This window comes from Pseudomonas sp. 65/3-MNA-CIBAN-0223, from assembly GCF_040310425.1.
GTDB classification, from domain to species: Bacteria; Pseudomonadota; Gammaproteobacteria; order Pseudomonadales; family Pseudomonadaceae; genus Aquipseudomonas; species Aquipseudomonas gregormendelii.
Genome location: NZ_JBEOPV010000014.1, coordinates 130,186 through 151,978, shown reverse-complemented (window position 1 = coordinate 151,978; position 21,793 = coordinate 130,186). Strand labels below are relative to the sequence as shown.

General features: G+C 56.3%; 16 protein-coding genes and 2 pseudogenes. 6 read left to right on the top strand and 12 right to left on the bottom strand.

Going from position 1 to position 21,793, the window contains the following annotated elements; translation table 11 throughout:
- Positions 1-358 precede the first annotated feature (358 nt).
- The 8 genes and pseudogenes from AAEZ09_RS18825 to AAEZ09_RS18790 form a co-directional block, all read right to left on the bottom strand.
- Entirely contained in the window at positions 359-1,684 is a 1,326-nt protein-coding gene (locus AAEZ09_RS18825; RefSeq protein ID WP_077750296.1) for an OprD family porin, read from the bottom strand.
- 327 nt (positions 1,685-2,011) lie between these two features.
- Entirely contained in the window at positions 2,012-2,665 is a 654-nt protein-coding gene (locus AAEZ09_RS18820; protein ID WP_350600327.1) for a DUF2931 family protein, read from the bottom strand.
- A complete protein-coding gene (locus AAEZ09_RS18815) occupies positions 2,658-3,518 on the bottom strand; it encodes a phospholipase effector Tle1 domain-containing protein (RefSeq protein WP_220124440.1) in 861 nt (286 codons plus the stop codon). The genes AAEZ09_RS18820 and AAEZ09_RS18815 overlap by 8 nt, the downstream gene beginning before the upstream one ends.
- A gap of 665 nt (positions 3,519-4,183) precedes the next feature.
- A pseudogene (locus AAEZ09_RS18810) lies at positions 4,184-6,137 on the bottom strand (type VI secretion system Vgr family protein); the annotation flags it as partial.
- Between the two features lie 58 nt (positions 6,138-6,195).
- Positions 6,196-6,600: a TetR family transcriptional regulator gene (locus AAEZ09_RS18805; RefSeq protein WP_077750298.1), complete on the bottom strand. Its 405-nt coding sequence runs from the start codon at positions 6,598-6,600 to the stop codon at positions 6,196-6,198.
- Complete coding sequence (locus tag AAEZ09_RS18800; RefSeq protein WP_077750299.1) at positions 6,597-8,486, bottom strand: site-specific integrase; 1,890 nt, start codon at positions 8,484-8,486, stop codon at positions 6,597-6,599. Before AAEZ09_RS18800 ends, AAEZ09_RS18805 begins: the two co-directional genes overlap by 4 nt.
- Positions 8,483-10,159: a site-specific integrase gene (locus tag AAEZ09_RS18795; protein WP_077750300.1), complete on the bottom strand. Its 1,677-nt coding sequence runs from the start codon at positions 10,157-10,159 to the stop codon at positions 8,483-8,485. Before AAEZ09_RS18795 ends, AAEZ09_RS18800 begins: the two co-directional genes overlap by 4 nt.
- Complete coding sequence (locus AAEZ09_RS18790; protein ID WP_350600326.1) at positions 10,159-11,304, bottom strand: tyrosine-type recombinase/integrase; 1,146 nt, start codon at positions 11,302-11,304, stop codon at positions 10,159-10,161. The genes AAEZ09_RS18795 and AAEZ09_RS18790 overlap by 1 nt, the downstream gene beginning before the upstream one ends.
- Positions 11,305-11,409: 105 nt before the next feature.
- Here AAEZ09_RS18790 and AAEZ09_RS18785 point away from each other — a divergent pair.
- Positions 11,410-11,775 (top strand): annotated as a pseudogene (locus AAEZ09_RS18785) (MFS transporter); the annotation flags it as partial.
- A gap of 13 nt (positions 11,776-11,788) precedes the next feature.
- Positions 11,789-12,766, top strand: a complete 978-nt coding sequence (locus tag AAEZ09_RS18780; protein ID WP_045058323.1) for a 2-hydroxyacid dehydrogenase — start codon at positions 11,789-11,791, stop codon at positions 12,764-12,766.
- A gap of 67 nt (positions 12,767-12,833) precedes the next feature.
- On the opposite strand, the gene AAEZ09_RS18775 is transcribed toward AAEZ09_RS18780, so the two are convergent.
- Positions 12,834-14,021, bottom strand: a complete 1,188-nt coding sequence (locus AAEZ09_RS18775) for a pyridoxal phosphate-dependent aminotransferase (protein ID WP_350600324.1) — start codon at positions 14,019-14,021, stop codon at positions 12,834-12,836.
- Between the two features lie 157 nt (positions 14,022-14,178).
- On the opposite strand from AAEZ09_RS18775, the gene rarD reads away from it, so the two are divergent.
- Positions 14,179-15,060, top strand: coding sequence for an EamA family transporter RarD (gene rarD, locus AAEZ09_RS18770; protein WP_045058321.1), 882 nt, complete (start codon positions 14,179-14,181; stop codon positions 15,058-15,060).
- A gap of 92 nt (positions 15,061-15,152) precedes the next feature.
- On the opposite strand, the gene hppD is transcribed toward rarD, so the two are convergent.
- Positions 15,153-16,229 carry a 4-hydroxyphenylpyruvate dioxygenase gene (gene hppD, locus AAEZ09_RS18765; RefSeq protein ID WP_045058320.1) on the bottom strand — a complete coding sequence of 359 codons (1,077 nt, stop codon included), beginning with the start codon at positions 16,227-16,229 and terminating at the stop codon, positions 15,153-15,155.
- 409 nt (positions 16,230-16,638) lie between these two features.
- Between hppD and AAEZ09_RS18760 the strand changes: the two genes are divergently transcribed.
- Positions 16,639-18,174 (top strand): EAL domain-containing protein, encoded by a 1,536-nt coding sequence (locus AAEZ09_RS18760; protein WP_350600322.1) that lies wholly within the window; start codon positions 16,639-16,641, stop codon positions 18,172-18,174.
- Between the two features lie 230 nt (positions 18,175-18,404).
- Entirely contained in the window at positions 18,405-18,770 is a 366-nt protein-coding gene (locus AAEZ09_RS18755) for a histone-like nucleoid-structuring protein, MvaT/MvaU family (protein WP_350600320.1), read from the top strand.
- A 197-nt stretch (positions 18,771-18,967) separates the two neighbouring features.
- Here AAEZ09_RS18755 and AAEZ09_RS18750 read toward each other — a convergent pair whose 3' ends face one another.
- Positions 18,968-19,480, bottom strand: coding sequence for a DUF4946 domain-containing protein (locus AAEZ09_RS18750; protein ID WP_350600318.1), 513 nt, complete (start codon positions 19,478-19,480; stop codon positions 18,968-18,970).
- A 145-nt stretch (positions 19,481-19,625) separates the two neighbouring features.
- Between AAEZ09_RS18750 and gloA the strand changes: the two genes are divergently transcribed.
- On the top strand, positions 19,626-20,147 hold the full coding sequence (gloA, locus tag AAEZ09_RS18745) for a lactoylglutathione lyase (protein WP_045058316.1): 522 nt from the start codon (positions 19,626-19,628) through the stop codon (positions 20,145-20,147).
- An 80-nt stretch (positions 20,148-20,227) separates the two neighbouring features.
- Here gloA and ahpF read toward each other — a convergent pair whose 3' ends face one another.
- The gene (gene ahpF / locus AAEZ09_RS18740) at positions 20,228-21,790 is read right to left on the bottom strand and encodes an alkyl hydroperoxide reductase subunit F (protein ID WP_205893653.1); all 1,563 of its coding nucleotides are present in this window, start codon (positions 21,788-21,790) and stop codon (positions 20,228-20,230) included.
- Positions 21,791-21,793: the final 3 nt, after the last annotated feature.

The following is a 21,793-nucleotide window of genomic DNA, read 5'->3' as shown; positions in this document are numbered from 1 at the left end:
TCACCTCCAAGTCACCAGCGAGGCCACCACAGCCAAGCTGGTTGCGCTTGCGCGCAACGCGCCATGCCTGGCGCACGCATAAAAAAGACGTCCCGAGGGACGTCTTAAAAATTCACCTTTTTCCAAAGGAGCTTCTAAAGGTGAGCTTGGAGCTTTAACTGAATAGCAATGAGTTTCAGATTTTCACAGACTAGCTACTTGTCTGTAGGACTCCAACCAGATGCGCTAGCTAGGTTCCTATTAACTCCCACTTACTATAGGTGATTCAAGTTAACATGGGAATGACTGAAAAATTACATTTTTGAAATCTTTCGACTGAAAACGGGATGTTCGTCCAGTGAATCATCCCATTCAGGTATTACAGAATCGCTAGTGGATACTCAATGATCACACGAACTTCATCCAGATCCGATTCAAATTCAGTTGAGCGAAAGTTCATTTGTCGCAAGCGGAAGGACATATCTTTCAAGGAGCCTGCCTGAACGACGTATTTTACTTCGATGTCGCGCTCCCAACGTTTCTGATCGGTCAACGGGTTTCCATCCGCATCGCGCCGCATGTATGTGGCGTTGGCGTTGGAGTAGTCGGCGTCGGTGCCACGACCATAACGTGTCATAAACGACAAGCCAGGTACACCATACGAGCTCATGTCGAGGTCGTAACGCACCATCCATGAACGTTCTTTTGGCGAGTTGAAGTCGCTGTACTGGATTGAGTTGTCGAGAAAGATGGAATCCGACTGACGCAGATAGTCGAAGTCGTCGTTACCATTATTTCGCTGGTGAGAAAGTGCAAGTGAGTGTGCGCCATACTTCACGCCAACCTTAGCGCTCCAAATATTGTTGTCGAACTCGCCCAGCAGTTTTTTCCCTTCATCCACGGCCTTGTAGTAATTCACACCGCCGAATACAGAAAGCTCATCAGACAAGGAGTAGTTCAACCCGGTACCAGCATAGTATTGATTCCAGGCGTCTTTGAGACGACTGGAGTAAAGACTAACGATAATATTCTTATTCACATTGTAGTCGCCACCAAAATAGCCGACCCAAGGTGAGTTAACAGGGCCTGCATAGAAGGTTGCGAAGTTGTCGCGCATATTGCTGGAGACTGGTTGACTCATAGCATGCAGGCGACCACCCTGAACTGTCAGCCCTTCGATGCTGGTATTGGTAGCGGTCACACCCCGGAAACTTTCCGGTAAAAGCCTTGAGTCGCCAGACGCCACGACAGGGTTGGCGGGAAATACATCACCTACTTTCACCACAGTGTCAAAAGCGCGAACTTTTGCCGCGCCACCGACTTTCGTGTATTCATCTCGAGCTTCGCCGTCGCCATTGACAGGTAGTACATCGAATGAACTACGACCGCCGTTACGACCGTCACCCGTATCAAGCTTCAAACCGATCATCGCGAAAGCGTCGACGCCCACGCCTACAGTGCCTTGGGTAAACCCGGATTCGAACTTACTGATAATCGCATGCGACCAAGCTTCGGAGTAGCCATTGCCCGTGGGGCTTGATTGACCGTTGCGATGATCACGATTGAAGTAGAAATTTCGATTGAGCACGGTAAGGCTGCTGTCTTCGATAAATCCCCCAGTCTTTTCCTCCGCAAATACCATAGACGGCCCAGAACTGACAACCAACGCCAAAGCGGCCATCGAAAATTTTGTATTGTTATCCATTAATCACTCCTTAGGTTCGGCAGAACTAGAAAGTTCTTCGGCTGGAATTATTGTTTACGGGAGCAGTTTCTGCTCCCGTATCGTCGCCGACTTGTATCGTTGCAGTTTGAAGATAACGGGGAGATGATTGTAAAATTACAATTTTGTAATATTTATGATTGTGTCAGCACATGACTGCAAGCAGTGAGGCCGCAGGCCATGGCCTTCAAACCATATCTGTAACGACCTGCATTTGAAAACGCCCCGACCTGCAATGTGGGCGTTTTCAAATGCAGGTCGTTACAGCTAACCCTTCGCATCCAGGATACTTAAAGGGCCAGCACTGACCTACTTCCAAGAGTCGTAGGGCACACCAAACTTCTCGACATAGGCTTTGGAAACTGCTGAAAGGGGCCGGTGGTGACCGCCAGACTTACCTTCATACGGGCCACGTGGATCAATCACCGCTTGTACCGTAGTCACCTCGATCGGTGTCATGCAGGGACCGGTTACCCAGACTTTGGCAATGCCTCCGGGAACCAGCCCTATACCGATTGCCTCACGATATCCGGTGATCCATTGCCCATCGGCAGAGCAGAACACCTTTTCCCCCTTGCGCATGATCTCCCGGGTCGCCTCAGGTATGTTAATCACCATTTGGTAGGTTTGCGGCTCGACCAGCGATTGCCAACGGACATAGATCTGTTTGGGCAAGTCAGCCCCTGTCACGTACTTACCCTTACCCCAACCTGCTCTTTTCGGCCAGCCTCGGGGATCGCCGGAGTTGTTGGGGGGCGTTAGTATTGACGCGGTGCCACTCATCGCACGTGAATATAACTGTTCCTGAATATCGACCACATCCGCCGACTCGATCCAAACTTCCATGTAAGCGGGAGCCGAAAATCCCAAGCGCCAGGCTTTATAGGGCATTGACTGGCTTTTGGCAAAGGTGCAGCCACTGAGTAGAAAGGCGGCAAGAGCGACACGGATAAAATTACTCATTCGGGTGCACCGTGCGCACAGAGTTTTCGTCTGGTCGATTAATGAAGACGATATTCAGGTCGCTATTGTTGCGATTTTTAGCGGCGTTCCAGTTATCGGAGACATGAACGTAACGTTGGAACAGCAGTTCCTCCTCTTGCGGAGTCAGCCCTGTTGTTTTGCTTTTCCCCTGAGCGAATGCCATCAGTTTTTTGGAGATGGGAACGAGTTCCGCAGGCAGCGCTAGTCGCGGTTCGCCTTCGTCAATCTCGCCAAACGGTACTCCGTTTTCAACAGCCAGTTCGCGCATGATCCGAAAGTGGATCAAGGACAAGTCACTGCGGACTTCGCGCTGGCTGCTGACAGCCGCATACACGTGTTTCATGTTTTTTTGATCGTCTTTGTCAGTGCTACGAAACGGTACCTCCCAAGTCCGGATCTCCAACGAAAGGTTATATTGGGCCAGTTGATCTTGAAGCCGTCTCAAGTCCTGCTGGGCAACCTTGTAACTGTTGGCTTCAGCGAAAGAGGTCCTTTCTTCGACCTGGCTTTTACGCGGTTTGCTGAGCAGGATGCGCTCCATCGCCTTGGGTAAATAGCCGCCGCCCAGGTCTGAATGTACGCCAGGTAGGACAATATCGGCCGATCCAAGACTGTTGAGGGCAAAGTTATAACGGCGTTCATTTCGAGCGACCAATTGGACGACTTTCTTAGCCGCGTCTGGCGCAAGATGGATATTGATCCCTGGGTTATAAGCGTTATTACCAGTCCAGTCCCCCACCAGCGGATTGGCAATGGCCGCGACGGCGTCGTAAACGCCAATGAAATTTATAGAGACATCAGTATGCGGCGTCCATGAAAAGCTATCCGACAATATCGGGGCACCCATCGGCAACGCTTTGGCGAGGATACTTTGGTTCCCTTTAATACCTCATTGGCAAAATCCCCTGCCGCTGCGGAGCCACGGCTGAACCCGAAGATATCGAACTCGATTTTCGCCACGCGCTTATCGGGGTTGTTGTCTTGAAATGTTTGCATAGCCTTGAGAATAAGTGGCGGTGTTTCTTCAACTCGCGCCCTGACACCCTGCACACCTATACCGGTACCTTGCGAAAAAGTGGAATCTTCTCCAGTGCTGCTGGTTCCGATCCCGTCCACATAAACGGGCAGGCTGGCCGTCTTGGCATCGATGGGCAGGGTTTCATCCGCCTGGTCTATGTAAAGGTCATACAGCCTGGCGACGTTGCTAACATCATTGCCATAGCTGTTGTCCGGGGAACTCCCCTTGCCGTCATAACCGTGAGCCGCACAGAACTGACGAATATCTTCAGCGGCTTCCTCCAGGTTCACGTCCGGCGCAAAGCAGCCAAAGACACGCTCGCTGTTGTTGCGGTTGTTGCCCGTCCCATCGAAGAACATCCCAACACGTAAGGTGATGTCTTCCAGCTCGACCTCTTCTTCCTCTTCCTCAAGCTCTTCTTCCACCGCAGGTGGTTTCGAGTCAGGGGCAACACTGAGTTTCCCAACCGGTGGCGCACTCAACTGTTGCCCCGCAGTGGCAGCGACGGCGGCACCAGGGACTAATGGAGTGAGAATCTGGATACCCGTGCCGACGCCAGGAGCGCCCCCAGAATTGACCTTCACCTCAGCGCCACTGATCGTCACGCCACCGGCGTCCAACTTGACGAAGCTCTCGCCAGCCTTGGCGGTCAGTTCCATACCGCCCTCAATCACCACCTTGTCGCCTGCGTAGTAGTGAATCTCCTGGCCCGCCTCGACAACTGCGCCGTCCCAACCTTTACATGCTGAGTCACGCCAACGGTCAGGTGATCATCCGCCCGCACTTCAGTCTTGCGATCCAAGTGGGTGATCCGATGCTCTTCAGCCTTGAACTCGCTGAACACATTGACCTCAACCGTGTCATGTCGTTCGTTGCCGACGCGAATCTTCTGGTCATGCTCGATGCTTTCATCCCAGTCACGCTGGGCATGCAAATAGATCTGTTCCGCACCTTTTTTGTCTTCAATACGAAACTCGTTGTAACCCTTGCCGCCCGACGAGCTGAGCGTCTTGAACGTGCTGCGGGTCTTGTTCGCCGGCAGTTCGTAGGGGACAACATTTTCCTTATGAAACAGGCAACCGGTGATTAGCGGTTGGTCGGGATTACCTTCGAGGAAGGTGACGAGCACTTCCATGCCGACGCGCGGGATGGCGATGCCGCCGTAGGCATTACCGGCCCAGCCGGTGGCGACGCGCAACCAACAGCTGGAGTTATCGTTAGTCTGACCGTCACGATCCCAGTGGAACTGGACTTTGACACGACCGTATTCGTCGCAATGGATTTCTTCGCCCAGAGGCCCGGTGACGATGGCGGTCTGGCTACCCAGAGCCTTAGGTTTTGGGTGTTCCAGGGCAGGCCGATAATGCGCATCCCACGGAGTAGCGAGGAAGCGGTTACGGTAGCCCTGTTGAAAATCGTCTTTGCTGTGGGTGACATCGCTGGTGATGCTCTCGCCGAGCACTTGCGGCTGTTTGCCTTCGTGAATCACTTCCAGCAACAGCCAGAGGTCGTTCCACTCGGCGAGCGGGTGTTCGCTGAGGGCCAGGAAGTGGCCGCTGACCAGGGTTGGCTCGTCGCCTTTGCCTTCGGCGAGTTGGTAGTCGCTGCGGTGGCGTTCCAAGGCGCGGGTTGCCAGTTGCTTGCCGCGTTCGCGGTCGGTGAATCGGCCGGGGTAGTCGTAGTCTTCCAGGTCCGGGGCGAACGTGCTTTTGGCGGCGCCTTCGGGCAGGATGCGCGGTTTTTCGAAGTCGTAATCCCGGCGGCTGACGCGGGTGGTGCGGGTTTCCAGGCGCAGGTTGAAGCGCTTGATCACCGGTTTCTCGGCAGCCATGCCGGAGTCTTGCTGGTAGGCCACGGGCGCGAGTTTGCGGAACACCGTCTGGTCATCGCCGAACACCAGTTTGTGGCCGCCGGCACTGTGCTGGAAGTGGAAGTGAATGCCTTCTTCTTCGCACAGGTGCTGGATGAAATGCAGGTCGGATTCGTCGTACTGCACGCAGTAATCGCGTTCCGGGTAGATCGCGCCGAGCTGGAAGCTGTAGGCATCGGCCAGGATGCCGCGCGCTTCGAGGACCTGCGCGATGATCTTCGGCACACTTAAATGCTGGAAAACCTGCTGGTCATGGTTGTGGCGCAGGTAGGCGAGTTGCGGCACCAGGCTGATGCTGTAACGGGCCAGGCTTTTCCGGAGTCGCCTTGCTCGATGCGATACACCAAGCCGTGGATGATGCCTTTGCCGGTGGCGCCGAAGGTCAGGCAGCCAGGTTTGTACTGGATCTCTTCGAGTTTCAGGTCAGGGCGGGGACTGACCAGTTCAATGTCAAAACAGAACGGCTGGTTGAGGGCTTCACGGCCAACAAAACTAAGTACCTGAAGGTCAACGGATATGCCCTCCAGCGTCAGGGCAATATGAGTTGCGTTTGCGTCCAGCATGCCTTGAGTTCCATCCATTGATGCGATTTAGAATCTGGATGGTGCTGGAATATATCCATTACCTCAATGCAAAAATTGCCGTAGCAAAAAAGTCGGCCTGCTTGGCTTTTAGAGTACGCGTTTCTGCCATCAGTACTTCGTTAATCGAGGCGAGGTTGGCAATCTTTTCGCGCAGTTCCTCATTCTCTTGGCGGAGCATTCGATTTTTCTCGCGCTCAGCCAAAAGATCCTGGTGTTTCACATCCCGCTGAGCACGACTTGAACGCCCCTGAGCTTCGCGGATCGCCTCAGCGACAGTTGGGTAGTGATTGTGAATCAGAGCGGTTGAAACACCCGCTTCACGCGCCACCGCGGCGATAGTGACCTTGGATTCGCCGCTATGCGCCCGACCGCGCAGGATGCGTGCAAGTGCGAGTTGCAAATCCCGCTCGCGGGCGTCTGAGGGCTTGCGTTTAATGGTCATGCTACGTTCTCCTCCGGATCGTATCCAAGCTGCATAAGCACGTCACGACAGCGATCCAAATCACGCAATACGCGCTGACGACCACCGTCACCAATGTCGTTGCAATCCAACAACCTCTTCAGGTTGTCGTAAAGGCGCTGGTAGATACCAACGTGTGCACCTCCAATCACGGCGTTGTTGCAATCGCCGCAGCGCGTTCGCTCCATGGTGTTGCCGACGCAACGATCATCGTCGGCGGTACACCAGGCGTGACCATTACTTCGAATCGCGGTGCTCTCAGCGATCGAGGTTACCATTGAGGCGTGGCTCTTGAAGATCGCGAGGTTCGCCGAATCGCGCTGCCAATGCTTGATTGATCGACCGTAGCCGCCAGTCAGCGGTGTGTCCCCCAGCCAAGTGCCGACGACCTCGGACTTGATGTCTTCGAGTTCTGACTGGATGTCTTCGTACAGTTCAATATCGAGATGCTGCCCCCAATCTTGATCCATGGCGTAGCCCAAGGTCATGTCCATGGACCAGTGTGCGAAATGCTCACGCAGGTAACGCAGGTCGCCGAATTGACTGTGTGCGGCATAGTTGGCGAATTTACGGCGAAATTGATGGCTGGCTAAGATCCAGTTCAGACCACAGCTCTTCGCGTACGCTTTGAGGCACATGTTCCATGCCGAACCCGAGAGGGTACGAACTTGATTACGCTTCGTGGCAGCCACCCCGAGAAAGAGAGCATGCCGATGCTTCTGCGCCGTGGCGATTTGCGGATCACTCGAATTAAGCGTTCTTCGCTCGGAGATCTCAGCGTCGATCATGGCCTGGTACGGCTCGGCCCAGCGCTCCATTAGGCGCAACACGTGCACAGCAATTTTTGGAATCATCCAGTCGTGCACGCCGGTATCGGTTTTTTCCGACGTGGAGCGCAGCCAGTGAAAGACCGTGCCTTCATCGTCTTCCGTACGGTGGCACGCGCCAGCTTTTACGTTGGCCAACTCATGATTCCGGCAACCGGAGGTGCTGGCCAGAACGATATAGGAGGCGGTTCTCAAATCTTTAATCGCTTGGTTGAATGTCTCAAGCCCGCCTTCCCACCCAAGAGCGGTCAGCTGGCGAACCTTATGCTCCTGAATTGATCTGGTCACCTGTCCCTTGCGTGCTACAGCGACGCTATCGAGGGTGTCGCGCAGATCGAGCAGACGCTCACCGTGCTGAACCTGTTCATAGGCCTTCTCGAACAACGTACAAAACACCTCATCTGGTATCAACGGCGTTTTGCCGGCCTCACTGTTGAGGGAGGCTCTACCGGCCAAGGCTCTCGCCGATGTATCAGGCCAGGGATGTCTTGGGATTGGGTCGTTGGTGTACTGACTGAGTTCATGAAGCGCCTCGACTGACATAAAACGACGTTCAAGGGCCGCCGGAGACAGCGCCTGCCCCCGATTGCGACGCGTCTGTCGGATCTCCCTGCACTCGGCGACGTAATTTGCACAGATCATGGGCGTTACAGCGCCGAAGTGACCGAGCTTAAGCGCGCTTAAATACCGCAGAAAGGGCAATACATTTTCAAAAACATTGCGCAAAGTACTTGCCACGGGACGCTTCTGCCCTGCGCGACCGCGTCGTAGGTAGCGATACAATAGGGACTTCATCACCGCTAAAAACGCAGCGGGTACTCGATTGAAGTCCAAGTTCCTCATGTTGTCCGGTACATTGCTCGTCAACCCTTCGAGCTGCCAAATGTTATCGCGATAGCGACTGAGGATGACCCAGTGGCCATCAACATGAATGGCACTGACAATGAGTGCTTCGCGGTCGCTCTCGGGCAACTCACGTATATCCCCTGGTTGTTGTTCAATGCTTGCCCAAGGCAACATGGTCACATTGTTTTTGCTCATGCAAACATCTCCAGACTTTCCACTACATCGGATGACCAAAACAGGTGCGGATCGCGGCGAGCCTGCTCGCGAGCAGCTTCAACGGAGGCCGATTTGAAGGTTCCACGCCGCAGCCCTTCAGCCACGATATAGTCGTCAATCAATCGAGGGATATGCGCGTATTCCTGCGCCCAACGCCGCTTGTTCATGCGGGTACGCTCCGCAAACACACGGAAGTAAAAACTAAATAGCCGGTGCAAATCGTCTCCCGTGACCGCGTAATGTTTGCATCGCAGACAGTTGAGGAATGAGAAACATGCTTCCCCCTCACGTTTTGGCGCATATTGGCCGTTCACCGGATCACCACAGCGCCCCATTGGGGTAGTTTTGTAAGTAGCGCCAATAGTCCGGCTGAGTAATTCCTGAACCATTATCTCGCCCATAAACTGCCAGTTGCGCCTGGCGTCTGCGCTAGATGCCAAGTAATTTCGTCCGGCCACCTGTGGTGTGTTACCAAGCGCGATGGCCGTGGTCATCAGGTCACCCGCGAGCAATTCGAATATTCGGTTGGCAAACGTTTTACGTAGTCGAGAGATGTTGATGCGCAGCGGCTGACCATCCGTATCGACGAGTCCATAATCAGTCACCAATTTTTTGGCCGCTAGTTTCAGCGCTGAATCCGTCAGGACAATGACCGTGCCGACGCCTGGACCACGGTGCACGCGATACAGCCAAACGCAATCCTTAATGTCGTTCGGAGCCTCCGCACGCAGCGTTTCACTGTGAGCAAGGACACGGCGGATCAGACGTTCAATGTTGGTTTTGATGGTTGGGGTCGACTCCAGCCGACGCTCAGTGGCGCTCTCTGCGCGCAGAGCCACTTTACTGCTGCTGTGTCCGCGGCGCTTCCAGAGAACCAAAAAGACACTGTTGTCTTTGGGGTGAGCGCGCAGGCAATCGTGCCCCATCTCCAGCAGCGGCGTGGCGTTACGCCCGGTGTGCAGCGCAACGGTCAACAAGGCATAAGCCAGTAGCTCACCAGTCACAAAGGCGTCTTCATTCCAGATTGGCAGGATCGCCTGTTTCAATGCTGAGGTGAACGCTTGTCGCTGGCGTTTCGGTAGGGGCGTTTCACCCTTACTCTTGCCACTGTTTGGGAACGGGTTTCGCGGAAATGTCGCATCGTCTCCTGTGGTGACCAACGAAATTATCCCTCTGCGGCCCAACGCGTGAAGGACGCACTTCATACCGGTGTAGTGAGTACTCTGGCTAAGCGTGGTAATGCCCAATCCAGCAAGGTAGCCAAGAAAATCGTCAATCAATGCACGATCGATGTCGTTCAGGGTCAACTCACGGCTGAGCGCGGTTGCACGCAAAATCATGTAATTGAGGAAGTGGCGTAAACCGCCTTTACAGAAGCTTGCTACGGAGCTCGCTTCGACCCCAGTGTCCTGCTGGGCTAGAAAGCGTTCCGTCTGTCGCTGGCAGGCATAGGTAATCGAATCGATACCCACGCCATACCAGAAAGCGAAGTCGATGCCGCGCGAGCGAGTGGCATTCCTTCCGAAGTCGACCCTTGTGTGGACAGGTGGAATCACTTCGGGGAAAACAATGACAGACCCGTTCGCGTCATGACTATGCTCGACTTGCGGGATACTGAGGTCGGTCTTTAAGAAGACCTTGCGCTTCCCCATTAAACCGCTCCCAAGTCGTCAGACAGTTCATCGTCGTAAGCCAGCACGGCGTTGTCGGCCAGTTCGTTGACCAAGTGCAGGTACACCATCGTCGTCTGGATCGAACTATGCCCGAGCTGCCGCTGCACAAACACGAGCGGTTCCAGGCTGCTGCCATTGCGCTGAAGGGCGACCAGCGTATGGGTCGCGTAGGTGTGGCGAAGCATGTGCGTATGAACCTTGATATCCGCACGCTTGCCAATTTCTCGGACAATGCGCTCGATGCGTTTACCATCATCGGCGTAGGGCTCACCAGACTGATTCAAGAACAGCGATTTGTGCTGAGTACGACTCAGTGATGCCCGCTCGCCACGAACCTGCACGACATATCGGTGCAGATCCGCGAGAAAGCGTCGACTGATAAAGATGTCACGCGGTTTGCTTCCCTTCGTACGCATCCCGTGACCATCGTGCGGATCAAGGCGAACCCGGATGTTGCGCTCGTGCCTGCCCGCTTTATCCGGATCGAAGACATACGCCAACGGAAAAGAGGCGATTTCCGCCCGCCGCAGCCCCGTCCGAAGTCCGAGTCGAATTATCATTCGGTGATGCAGGTTTTCCGCCTTCTCCAGCAACACCTTAATCTCGTCCATGCTGAGGAACTTCGGCAGCACCCGATGCTGACGCGGCATGACGTCGTTCACCATCGCCTTTCCGCCGCTGGCATTGACGTGTGCAAGAAAACCGGTGGACCGTCGGACCTTCCGCTCCTCATAGCCAAACGGCAGTCTACTCACCCATCCCTGCTGCTGAGCGTACTCGTAGAATTTGCAGACATAGTGAAGTCGTTGACGGGTCGTTGATCGAGCCAACTGACACTCCACCAAGCAGTAGTCCCGGTAGCCCGCGACAACGCTCTTGTCCTCGCCACGCTCCACATCGCGCCAGGCGAGGTCATGTGCCTGAAGGAAACTGAAAAAGTCGTACAGAGCACGCCCCGTGCTTGGCCAAGATTTCCGCGACCCAATGGCTCCCCGCAATAAAAAGTAGCGCATGAACTCATTGGCAGGAACACAACTGTCCATGGTGTCCCAAAGCAAGAGCGGAAAGCCTGGATATGGACGACCGCCAATCACCAAGGACTCAGTAGCCCACAGAAGCTCCATCTACTCCCCCTAACCTATGACCTGAACTAACGATTCGATAATTATTTTCTAATTTATTGTTTATAAAATACTTATGTCCTAACGTTTATCAAGCCCCAGAAGTTCGCTTTCTACGGATCCTACGCCCTGGGCGCCGAACACTTCTGGTGGTCCTACACCTTGCTGGTGATTGCCGGTGCCTGCATGTACGCGCCTTACGGACCATTCTTCGCGATCATCCCGGAAATCCTCCCGGCTAACGTGGCGGGCGGCGCGATGGCGCTGATCAACAGCATGGGTGCTCTCGGTTCGTTCGGCGGTTCCTACCTGGTCGGCTATCTGAACAGTTCCACGGGTTCACCCGGCGCTTCCTACCTGTTGATGAGCGGCGCGCTGATGCTCTCGGTGGTGCTGACTATTTTCCTCAAGCCCGGCGCCAGTGACCGGGAGCGGCCCACGGTCGCATTAACCCGCACCGCCGCACATTCCTGATTGGATGACGACAATGAAAAAGCAGGTTGTTCTATACAAGAAACTCTCGGCGCTGCTGATGGCTCGTTTGCACGAACGGGCTGAAGTGACGCTGATTGAAAGTCTCGACGCCGATGGCCTCGCCCGATTGCGCGATGCCCTGCCCCGAGCCCACGGTTTGCTCGGTGCCAGCCTGAAGCTGGATGCCGAGCTGCTGGATCTGGCGCCCGACCTTGAAGCCATCGCCAGCGTCTCGGTGGGCGTCGACAACTACGACATCGACTACCTGACCGAGCGACGCATCCTGCTGAGCAACACGCCAGACGTGCTCACCGAAACCACCGCCGATACCGGTTTTGCGTTGATTCTCGCGACCGCCAGACGCGTAGTGGAACTGGCGAACATGGTTCGAGCAGGCCAATGGAGTCGTAACCTCGGCCCCGCGCATTTTGGCAGCGACGTGCACGGCAAAACCCTGGGCATCATCGGCATGGGCCGCATCGGCGAGGCACTGGCCCAGCGTGGGCATTGCGGTTTCGGCATGCCGGTGATCTACCACAGCCACTCGCCGAAACCGGCGGTAGAGCAGCGTTTTAATGCGCAATACCGCAGCCTGGGCGAGCTGTTGCAACAGGCGGACTTCATCTGCCTGACGCTGCCGCTGACGGCTGAAACCGAGCGACTGATCGGCGCCGAGGAATTTGCCCTGATGCGCCCGCAAAGCATCTTCATCAACATCTCCCGAGGCAAGGTCGTGGATGAAGCGGCGTTGATCGAGGCATTGGGTGCGGGGCGGATTCGCGCGGCGGGGCTGGATGTGTTTGAACGTGAGCCGCTGAACCTGGACTCGCCGTTGTTGCAGATGGATAACGTGGTGGCAACGCCGCACATGGGCTCGGCGACCCATGAGACACGTGAGGCGATGGCTCGATGTGCGGTGGACAATCTGTTGGCCGCCTTGGCGGGTGAGCGGCCGGCAAATCTGGTGAATCCTTCGGTTTGGAAAGATTAAGATCAAAAGATCGCAGCCTGCGGCAGCTCCTACGGTACATCGAGCTGCTGCAGGCAGCGATCTTTTCTCAGGCCCGACGCGCTTCCAGAAGGTCGATTGCACACAGCGCAATCCTTCGACAGGCATCCGCCAGCTTGCGCTGGTCCACCACCAACCCGATGCGGATATGCCCCGCCGCGCTCGGCCCGAACGCCTCACCCGCCAGTACCGATACGCCATACCCCTCCAGCAGCCGCTCGGCGAAATGCTGGGCGGACAACCCGGTGTCGCGCACGTCGACCATCACGAACATTCCGCCATCGGGCTGAATGGCCCGGATACCCGGGCATTGGTTCAGGCTCGTACACACCAGGTCGCGGCGCTGACGATATTCATCGCGCATCAGCGCCACCTCCGGAAGGTCTTCATCCAGCGCCCGTTGCGCCGCCTTTTGCACGAACTCCGGAATGCCAAACAGCATGCTCAACGAGAGATGCTCCAGATGATCGTTCAAGAGTTTGGGCCCGATCACCCAACCCACTCGCCAGCCGGTCATGGCGTGGGACTTGGACAGGCTGCCGATGGTCGCCGTACGTCCGGCCATGCCCGGCAGACTGGCCGGGCTGATATGTTCACCCTCGTACAGCAGATCACCGTAGACCTCGTCGCTGATCAACCAAAGGTCGTGTCGCACACACAGCAAGGCCAGTTCCTGCCAGATCATCAGTGACAGACTGGCGCCGGAGGGGTTGTTCGGGCTGTTGAGCAACAGCGCCCGGGTCCTGGGGGTGATACGGGCCGCCACGTCCGCCGGATCGACCCGAAAGCCGTTCTCCGGACGCACCGCCACCGGCATCACCGTGGCCCCGCAGGCGCCGAACACCCCTTCATACGTCACGTACATCGGCTCGGCGACGATCACTTCGTCGCCCGGATCAAGCAGGCATTGCGCGACCGAGTACACCGCGCATTGCGCGCCGGGCATCACGATCACATGGTCGGCGTCCACCACCTGTCCACTTCGACGCCGATGACGCTGGGCAATGCTGTCGCGCAAACCCCGACTGCCGCGCACCTGCGAGTAGTGGGTGTCGCCCGCCAGCAAGCTGTCGATGGCGGCCTGGACGATGGGCCGGGGTGTATCGAAATCCGGGTCGCCGACCGACAGCAGCAGTACGTCGACGCCCTCTTCGCGCATTTGCAGCGCGCGATTATGAATTTGCCAGGCCGCGGCGCCTTCACCGGCGATGCGTTGGGTCAAGCCTGAATAGCGCATGTATTTCTCCAATCGCGCGAGTTCCTGAGTCAACCCTATCTCAAATCGCGCCACGCGCCAGTACCGTGGTGAAATCGACGATCGGGGCAGGCAACAGAAATTCTGAAAACCACGTATCCTCCATACCCCGTTATACCTTCACTGCCGCGAGGACACGTTGTCTAAAGGTATCGCTCTATCGGTCACGGCCTCCGTGCTGTTTGCCGTCATGTATTACTACACCTCGCTGCTCACCCCCTTGAGCGGCGTGGAGATTTTTGGCTGGCGGATGCTGCTGACCGTACCCTGCATGACTGTGTACATGGTGGTGTCCGGGGAGTGGAAGCGGGTGGTCGAGCTGGTGCGACGACTTATCGCCAAGCCGAAACTTATTGCCGGCCTGGTCGCCTCCTCTGCCCTGCTCGGCGTGCAGCTGTGGCTGTTCATGTGGGCGCCGCTCAACGGCTACAGCCTTGATGTTTCGCTGGGGTACTTCCTGTTGCCGCTGACCATGGTGCTCACTGGAAGAATCGCCTTTGGCGAACGCTTGTCCTATCTGCAAAAAGTCGCGGTAGTGTTCGCCTGCCTCGGGGTCATCAACGAGCTGTACCAGGTGGGTGGTTTTTCATGGGCTACCCTGCTGGTGTGCGTCGGTTATCCGACATTTTTTGTCCTGCGAAAGCGCTTGAAGTCAGACAACCTGGGCGGCCTGTGGCTGGACATGGCGTTGACCCTGCCGGTGGCATTCTGGTTTGTGCAGAGTGGCGATCAGGGCTTTGCGGTGTTTGATCAGTACCCGTGGTTGTCGCTGCTGATTCCGCTGCTTGGGGTTATCAGCGCGTCGGCGCTGGTGGTCTACATCATCGCCAGCCGGTTGTTGCCGTTCAGCTTGTTCGGGCTGCTCAGTTATGTTGAGCCGGTGCTGTTGCTGGGGGTGGCGTTGCTGCTGGGGGAAAGCATCAAGGAGGGGGAATGGCTGACCTACATACCGATCTGGCTGGCAGTGGTGGTGTTGATGTTTGAGGGGTTCAAGCATTTGATGCGGCAGCGGCGTCCTTGAAAGCAAAAGATCGAAGCCTTTGGCAGCTCCTACATGGGTTTTTTCACCCTGTAGGAGCTGCCGAAGGCTGCGATCTCTTGTTCTAAACCAAATCAGTCAGTGGACAGCACGCCACGACGAACCTGATCACGCTCGATCGATTCGAACAGCGCCTTGAAGTTGCCCTCGCCAAATCCATCATCGCCTTTGCGCTGGATGAATTCGAAGAACACCGGACCCATCAGGGTTTCCGAGAAGATCTGCAGCAGCAGGCGCTTGTCGCCGGACTCCGACGAACCGTCGAGCAGGATCCCGCGCATTTGCAGTTCATCAACCGGCTCGCCATGGTTCGGCAGACGGCCTTCCAGCATCTCGTAGTAAGTTTCAGGCGGCGCGGTCATGAAGCGCATGCCAATCTTCTTCAGGCGGTCCCAGGTGTCGATCAGGTTGTCGCTGAGGAAGGCCACGTGCTGGATGCCTTCGCCGTTGAACTGCATCAGGAATTCTTCGATCTGCCCGGCGCCCTTGGACGACTCTTCGTTCAACGGAATGCGGATCATGCCGTCCGGTGCGGTCATGGCCTTGGAGGTCAGGCCAGTGTATTCACCCTTAATATCGAAGTAGCGGATCTCGCGGAAGTTGAACAGCTTCTCGTAGAAATTCGCCCAGTACGCCATGCGGCCGCGATACACGTTGTGAGTCAGGTGATCGATGATCTTCAGGCCCGCGCCTTCTGGATTGCGGTCCACGCCTTCGATGAACACGAAGTCGATGTCGTAGATCGAACTGCCCTCGCCGAAACGGTCGATCAAGTACAGCGGCGCGCCGCCAATACCTTTGATGGCCGGCAGGTGCAGCTCCATCGGGCCGGTCTCGATGTGGATCGGCTGGGCGCCAAGTTCCAGCGCGCGCTTGTAGGCTTTCTGCGAATCCTTGACGCGGAACGCCATGCCGCACACCGACGGGCCGTGTTCGGCCGCGAAGTACGAGGCTACGCTGTTGGGTTCATTGTTGAGGATCAGGTTGATTGCGCCCTGGCGATACAGGTGCACGTCCTTGGAACGGTGGGTCGCCACCTTGGTGAAGCCCATGATCTCAAAGATCGGCTCCAGGGTGTTTGGGGTGGGCGATGCGAATTCGATGAATTCAAAGCCCATCAGGCCCATTGGGTTTTCGTATAAATCTGCCATGGTCGGCGCCTCATCATGCTTTTCAGAATTAACAAATGTTAGTTGCTGGCGATGCTGAGGTCGGCGGGCGGCGCGCAGGAGATACCTCTCACGCTGCGCGCGAGGAAGTCACCATAGATCAGTTGAAACCCAAATATCTTCATTGTCGACCCAAGGTTAAGACGGGCGAGGCTTCTGCTGCCAGAAGACGATTATTCTTGTATGCGTAACCCGATTCTACACAGCGTAAACATATTTGTCCGCCCTGTGTATCAAATCCCTGTTCACCACCGCTGTGCAAGCGGTGCATCCCTCCAGGCAGACTGGCAAAAGGCCGACTATCATGGCCGCTGTCAGCCTCTCTTTTGGAGGGCCTGTGATGGTCCTGCCAGCCGTTGACAGCCCTATCCCGTCACCCGGGTTTACAAAAATGCCATTAAGCGCCAAGACCCGCCGCAAACGCAGCTCCCGGATTGTCGTGACCCTGCTCAGCGCACTGCTGCCCATCGTGCTGGGTGGCGTCATTCTTTACCTGCAAGCGCAGCGGACTCTGGAACAGGGTTCGCGCCTGACCGCCGAAGAAGCCGTCCTCCAGTTCGACCTGATGCTCGACAACACCGCCCAGGCCGCAGAAAAATTGCTGCCGCTGGCGGGGCAACCCTGTGCCGACGTCAATCTTGCCCTGCGCGAACAAGTCACACGCCGGCCCTTTGTGCGCGCGACGAACCTGTTGTGGGACGACACCATATATTGCAGCTCGCTGTTCGGTGAAACCCACGAAAAAATAGCACCGGGTGATTATAGCCACGGGCAGTTAGTGCTGATGAAAGGCAACCGGGTGACACCTGATACCGCTTTGCTGGTGTATCGACTCAGCAAAGGCAAACAGGGGGCGATGAGCATCCTGGACGGTTACCACCTGAGCAATATCCTGCGCCTGATCGGGCGCAAGACCATCGTTTTGTTGCAAGTAGGTCCTCAATGGCTGGATGCCGACGGGCAGATCCACGAAGGCCCCCTGCCCGTCCTGCCCGTGGCGCACACCACCCTGGACTCGCAGCGTTATGCCTTTCATGTGACTGCGGGTTTGCGCGAAGGCGAGATCTGGCGTTACATCAGCAGCGAGTACCCTCCGCTGTTCAGCCTGCTGATATTTTTTGGCGCGATGTCCGGACTGATCGGGCACATTCTGCAGAAGCGCTCGACGTCGCCAAGTGTCGAGATGCAACGGGCGCTGGAAGCCAGGGAGTTTGTTCCGTACTTCCAGCCGGTCGTGTCGGGGGACAGTAAACAGTGGTCTGGCGCCGAAGTGCTGATGCGCTGGAACCATCCGAAAGAAGGCCTGGTGCGGCCGGACCTGTTCATCCCCTTTGCCGAGCACTCCGGGCTCATCGTGCCCATGACCCGCTCGCTGATGCAGCAAACCGCCGAACTGTTGGCACCCATCGCCAGCGCATTCGAGCAACCCTTGCGCATCAGCGTCAACATCACCGCCCGTCATTGCAAGGACCTGCAACTGATCAACGATTGCCGCCAATTCCTCAGCCATTTCACCCAGGGCTCAGTCTGCCTGGTGCTGGAACTGACGGAGCGAGAACTGATCGAGCCCACTGATATCACTCACAGGCTGTTCGAACAACTGCATGAACTGGGGGTGAAAATCGCCATCGATGACTTCGGCACCGGCCATTCTAGCCTCGGCTACCTGCGCCAGTTCAACGTAGATTTCCTCAAGATCGATCAAAGTTTCGTCGCGATGATCGGCGCCGACGTGCTGTCCCGGCACATCCTCGACAGCATCATCGAGCTCTCGGTAAAGCTGAATCTGGACATCGTTGCAGAAGGTGTGGAAACCGAAGAACAGAGTGATTATCTGACCGCACGTGGTGTCGGCTTCCTGCAGGGTTATCTGTTTGCGCGACCCATGCCGGGCGCACAGTTCATTAACGCATTAACAGGGCGTTAACTTATCGACTCAAACGGCATACTAAGAACGCCGCCCGTGAACACTTCGACAGGCGGTTGTTGTTACATGTAAAAAAGTCATGATTTACTCTTTTCGTATTAACCACTACACTTTTTACTGTTCGCACAAAGATGCGCCAGCGAGCCATTAGCACTGAGACGTTTCAAAGCGCCTGGCTTATAGCTTTATTTACGGCTGGCATCAGTCACATAACTATCGGAGTGAAGATATTGTCCAGACTTGCTGAATTTCGTGCAGCTGAAAAGGCCCTTCAGGAGCAGCTCAAGCAGCTGGAAACCTTGAAGAACGACGCCGGACTCAAGAAGGAAATGGAATTCGAAGAGAAGCTCCAGGGGCTGATGAAAACCTATGGCAAGAGCCTGCGGGATGTGATCGCCATTCTCGATCCGAACCCGGAAAAATCGGGCCTGCAGGTGGCGTCTGCGCCGAAAACCCGGCGCGCTCGCGTGGTCAAGGTCTACCACAACCCGCACACCGGTGAACTGATTGAAACCAAGGGCGGCAACCACCGCGGCCTGAAATCATGGAAGGAACAGTACGGGGCGTCCACGGTTGAGTCATGGCTTCGCGGCTAAGATCATCGTAGGAGCGAGCTTGCTCGCGAAGAACTCAGAGACAGCGCGCTTAGTCAGGCCTCACGCGTTATCGTTGACGTTTTTCGCGAGCAAGCTCGCTCCTTCAGTGTTACTGCCAGCGCAGAGCTTTTTTACGTTTAGATACTTACTTTATGCTTAATTCTTTAGAGCTGTCCTACTCCAATTTTTAGTCACCACTAAAGTTTCAAACTGTTACGAACGGCAGCTATCTCGTCCTGACTGGCCTTGTACGCTTCGGCTTGTCCGGCGTAAGAAAGTACATAGGCGTTATCCGTGTCCACGGCCGCGACCAATGTCTGAGAGAGCACGTGCCGTCCGTTCTGGGTAATGGTGCAAGTTGTCTCTAGCGCCTGCAAATCACTCAAGCGTGCGTCGTGGATCTTGTTGCAAACACTTTGATACCCGCCCTGGAAAAAGTCCTTTTGCAGCGACTTGCGCATCTCCAGCAACACGCCCTGCAGATTGACGTGATGCCCGGGTTCCACTGGGGTCATGGTCAATTCCATCACCAGCACGGGAGTACCGCCCACATCGTTTTTTACTGCACGTTGGCGCGACACTTTCGATGCAGCGTCTGCCTGGGCCACGGCCTCCACTTCCCAGCCACTGGGCCAGGTGATCAGCGCGGGCTCTGCATGGGCGGCGGTGATTACCGACAGCAGGCTTATCAGTAAACAGAATCGAATCATCGCAAGGTCGTACTCAAAGGTTGATTCAACAAGTCTGGGCCCACCCCGCCCGTCAGGCAATAGCGGACGCTTTGGGTTTGGTGATGTCGGATCCCTTGCGTATCATTGCTGCCATTCGCTAGCCCATTTATTGACCGGAGGGCCCATGAGCCTGCACGATTTGAATACCTTCCCCGGCGTCACTGCCCAACCTGACACTGCCACGCAGAAGTTTGTCTTCAACCACACCATGCTGCGGGTCAAGGACATCACCAAGTCGCTGGATTTCTACACGCGAATTCTCGGTTTCTCACTGGTGGAAAAACGCGATTTTCCGGAAGCGGAATTTAGCCTGTACTTCCTGGCGCTGGTGGAAAAAGACCAGATCCCGGCTGACGCTGCTGCGCGCACCGAATGGATGAAGTCGATTCCAGGCATCCTGGAACTGACCCATAACCACGGCACGGAGAATGATCCGGCGTTTGCCTACCACAATGGCAACACCGACCCGCGGGGTTTTGGTCATATCTGCATCTCTGTCCCGGACATCGTCGCCGCCTGCGAGCGCTTTGAAGCACTGGGCTGCGACTTCCAGAAGCGCCTGACCGATGGCCGCATGAAGAGCCTGGCCTTCATCAAGGATCCGGATGCCTACTGGGTCGAAATCATCCAGCCAGCCCCAATGTAAACCAAACCACATTTGGCTCGTGCAAAACGCAAAAACCCCATGATCGCTCATGGGGTTTTTGTGTTTTCAGCCCTCGGCTTTTATGCCGGGGCCGAGGTGCGGATCAGGTGATCGAATGCACTCAAGGAAGCCTTGGCGCCCTCGCCTACCGCAATCACGATCTGCTTGTACGGCACAGTGGTCACGTCGCCGGCAGCGAACACGCCCGGCATCGACGTCTCACCGCGAGCATCAACGACGATCTCGCCGCGAGGCGACAACTCGATGGTGCCTTTGAGCCAGTCGGTGTTGGGCAGCAAACCGATCTGCACAAAAATGCCTTCCAGCTCGACGGTGCGAAGTTCATCTGACTTGCGATCCTTGTAACGCAGTCCATTGACCTTTTGCCCGTCGCCGGTCACCTCGGTGGTTTGCGCACTGGTGATCACTGTTACGTTCGGCAGGCTGTGCAACTTGCGCTGCAAGACTGCATCGGCACGCAACTGTACGTCGAACTCCAGCAAGGTCACGTGGGACACGATCCCGGCCAGGTCGATGGCCGCTTCGACGCCCGAGTTGCCGCCGCCGATCACCGCCACGCGCTTGCCCTTGAACAGCGGACCGTCGCAGTGTGGGCAGTACGCCACGCCTTTGTTGCGGTACTGCTGTTCGCCAGGGACGTTCATTTCACGCCACCGCGCACCGGTCGCCAGGATCACGGTCCTGGCTTTCAAGGTGGCGCCGCTGGCGAAGTGGATCTGGTGCAACTCACCCTCCTTGCCCGGCACCAGTTTGTCGGCACGTTGCAGGTTCATGATGTCGACGTCGTATTGCTTGACGTGCTCTTCCAGGGCCACGGCCAGCTTGGGTCCTTCGGTTTCCTGCACGGAGATGAAGTTTTCGATGGCCATGGTGTCCAGCACCTGGCCGCCAAAACGCTCGGCCGCTACGCCGGTGCGAATGCCTTTGCGGGCAGCGTAGATCGCGGCCGACGCACCGGCCGGGCCACCGCCGACGACCAATACGTCAAAGGCTTCCTTGCCGCTGATTTTCTCGGCTTGGCGCTCGATGCCGCTGGTGTCGATCTTGGCGAGGATCTCTTCCAGGCCCATGCGGCCCTGACCGAAGTTGACCCCGTTGAGGTAGATGCTCGGCACCGCCATGATCTGACGGTCATCGACTTCAGCCTGGAACAGCGCGCCGTCGATCGCCACGTGGCGAATATGCGGGTTCAGCACCGCCATCAGGTTCAGCGCCTGGACCACGTCCGGGCAGTTCTGGCAGGACAGCGAGAAGTAGGTCTCGAAACTGAACTCGCCTTTGAGCGAACGGATCTGTTCGATCACTTCCACACTGGCTTTCGAAGGGTGACCGCCAACTTGCAGCAAGGCCAGCACCAACGAGGTGAATTCGTGGCCCATCGGGATGCCGGCGAACCGCAAGCTGATATCCGCACCTGGGCGATTGATCGAGAACGATGGTTTGCGTGCATCGTCACCGTTATCGAGCAAGGTAATCTGGTTGGAAAGACTGGCAACGTCTTTCAGTAACGCGAGCATCTCCTGGGATTTCGCACCGTCGTCGAGGGAAGCAACGATCTCGATCGGCTGGGTGACCCGTTCCAGGTATGACTTCAACTGGGCTTTAAGATTGGCGTCCAACATACG

Bases quoted from the DNA above. Each gene is read 5' to 3' on its own strand.
- AAEZ09_RS18790 (WP_350600326.1), bottom strand. From the start codon at position 11,304: ATGGAGCTTCTGTGGGCTACTGAGTCCTTGGTGATTGGCGGTCGTCCA.
- AAEZ09_RS18760 (WP_350600322.1), top strand. From the start codon at position 16,639: ATGCCATTAAGCGCCAAGACCCGCCGCAAACGCAGCTCCCGGATTGTC.
- AAEZ09_RS18775 (WP_350600324.1), bottom strand. From the start codon at position 14,021: ATGCGCTATTCAGGCTTGACCCAACGCATCGCCGGTGAAGGCGCCGCG.
- hppD (WP_045058320.1), bottom strand. From the start codon at position 16,229: ATGGCAGATTTATACGAAAACCCAATGGGCCTGATGGGCTTTGAATTC.
- AAEZ09_RS18805 (WP_077750298.1), bottom strand. From the start codon at position 6,600: ATGACCATTAAACGCAAGCCCTCAGACGCCCGCGAGCGGGATTTGCAA.
- AAEZ09_RS18820 (WP_350600327.1), bottom strand. From the start codon at position 2,665: ATGAGTAATTTTATCCGTGTCGCTCTTGCCGCCTTTCTACTCAGTGGC.
- AAEZ09_RS18800 (WP_077750299.1), bottom strand. From the start codon at position 8,486: ATGAGCAAAAACAATGTGACCATGTTGCCTTGGGCAAGCATTGAACAA.
- AAEZ09_RS18825 (WP_077750296.1), bottom strand. From the start codon at position 1,684: ATGGATAACAATACAAAATTTTCGATGGCCGCTTTGGCGTTGGTTGTC.
- AAEZ09_RS18780 (WP_045058323.1), top strand. From the start codon at position 11,789: ATGAAAAAGCAGGTTGTTCTATACAAGAAACTCTCGGCGCTGCTGATG.
- AAEZ09_RS18750 (WP_350600318.1), bottom strand. From the start codon at position 19,480: ATGATTCGATTCTGTTTACTGATAAGCCTGCTGTCGGTAATCACCGCC.
- ahpF (WP_205893653.1), bottom strand. From the start codon at position 21,790: ATGTTGGACGCCAATCTTAAAGCCCAGTTGAAGTCATACCTGGAACGG.
- gloA (WP_045058316.1), top strand. From the start codon at position 19,626: ATGAGCCTGCACGATTTGAATACCTTCCCCGGCGTCACTGCCCAACCT.
- AAEZ09_RS18795 (WP_077750300.1), bottom strand. From the start codon at position 10,159: ATGGGGAAGCGCAAGGTCTTCTTAAAGACCGACCTCAGTATCCCGCAA.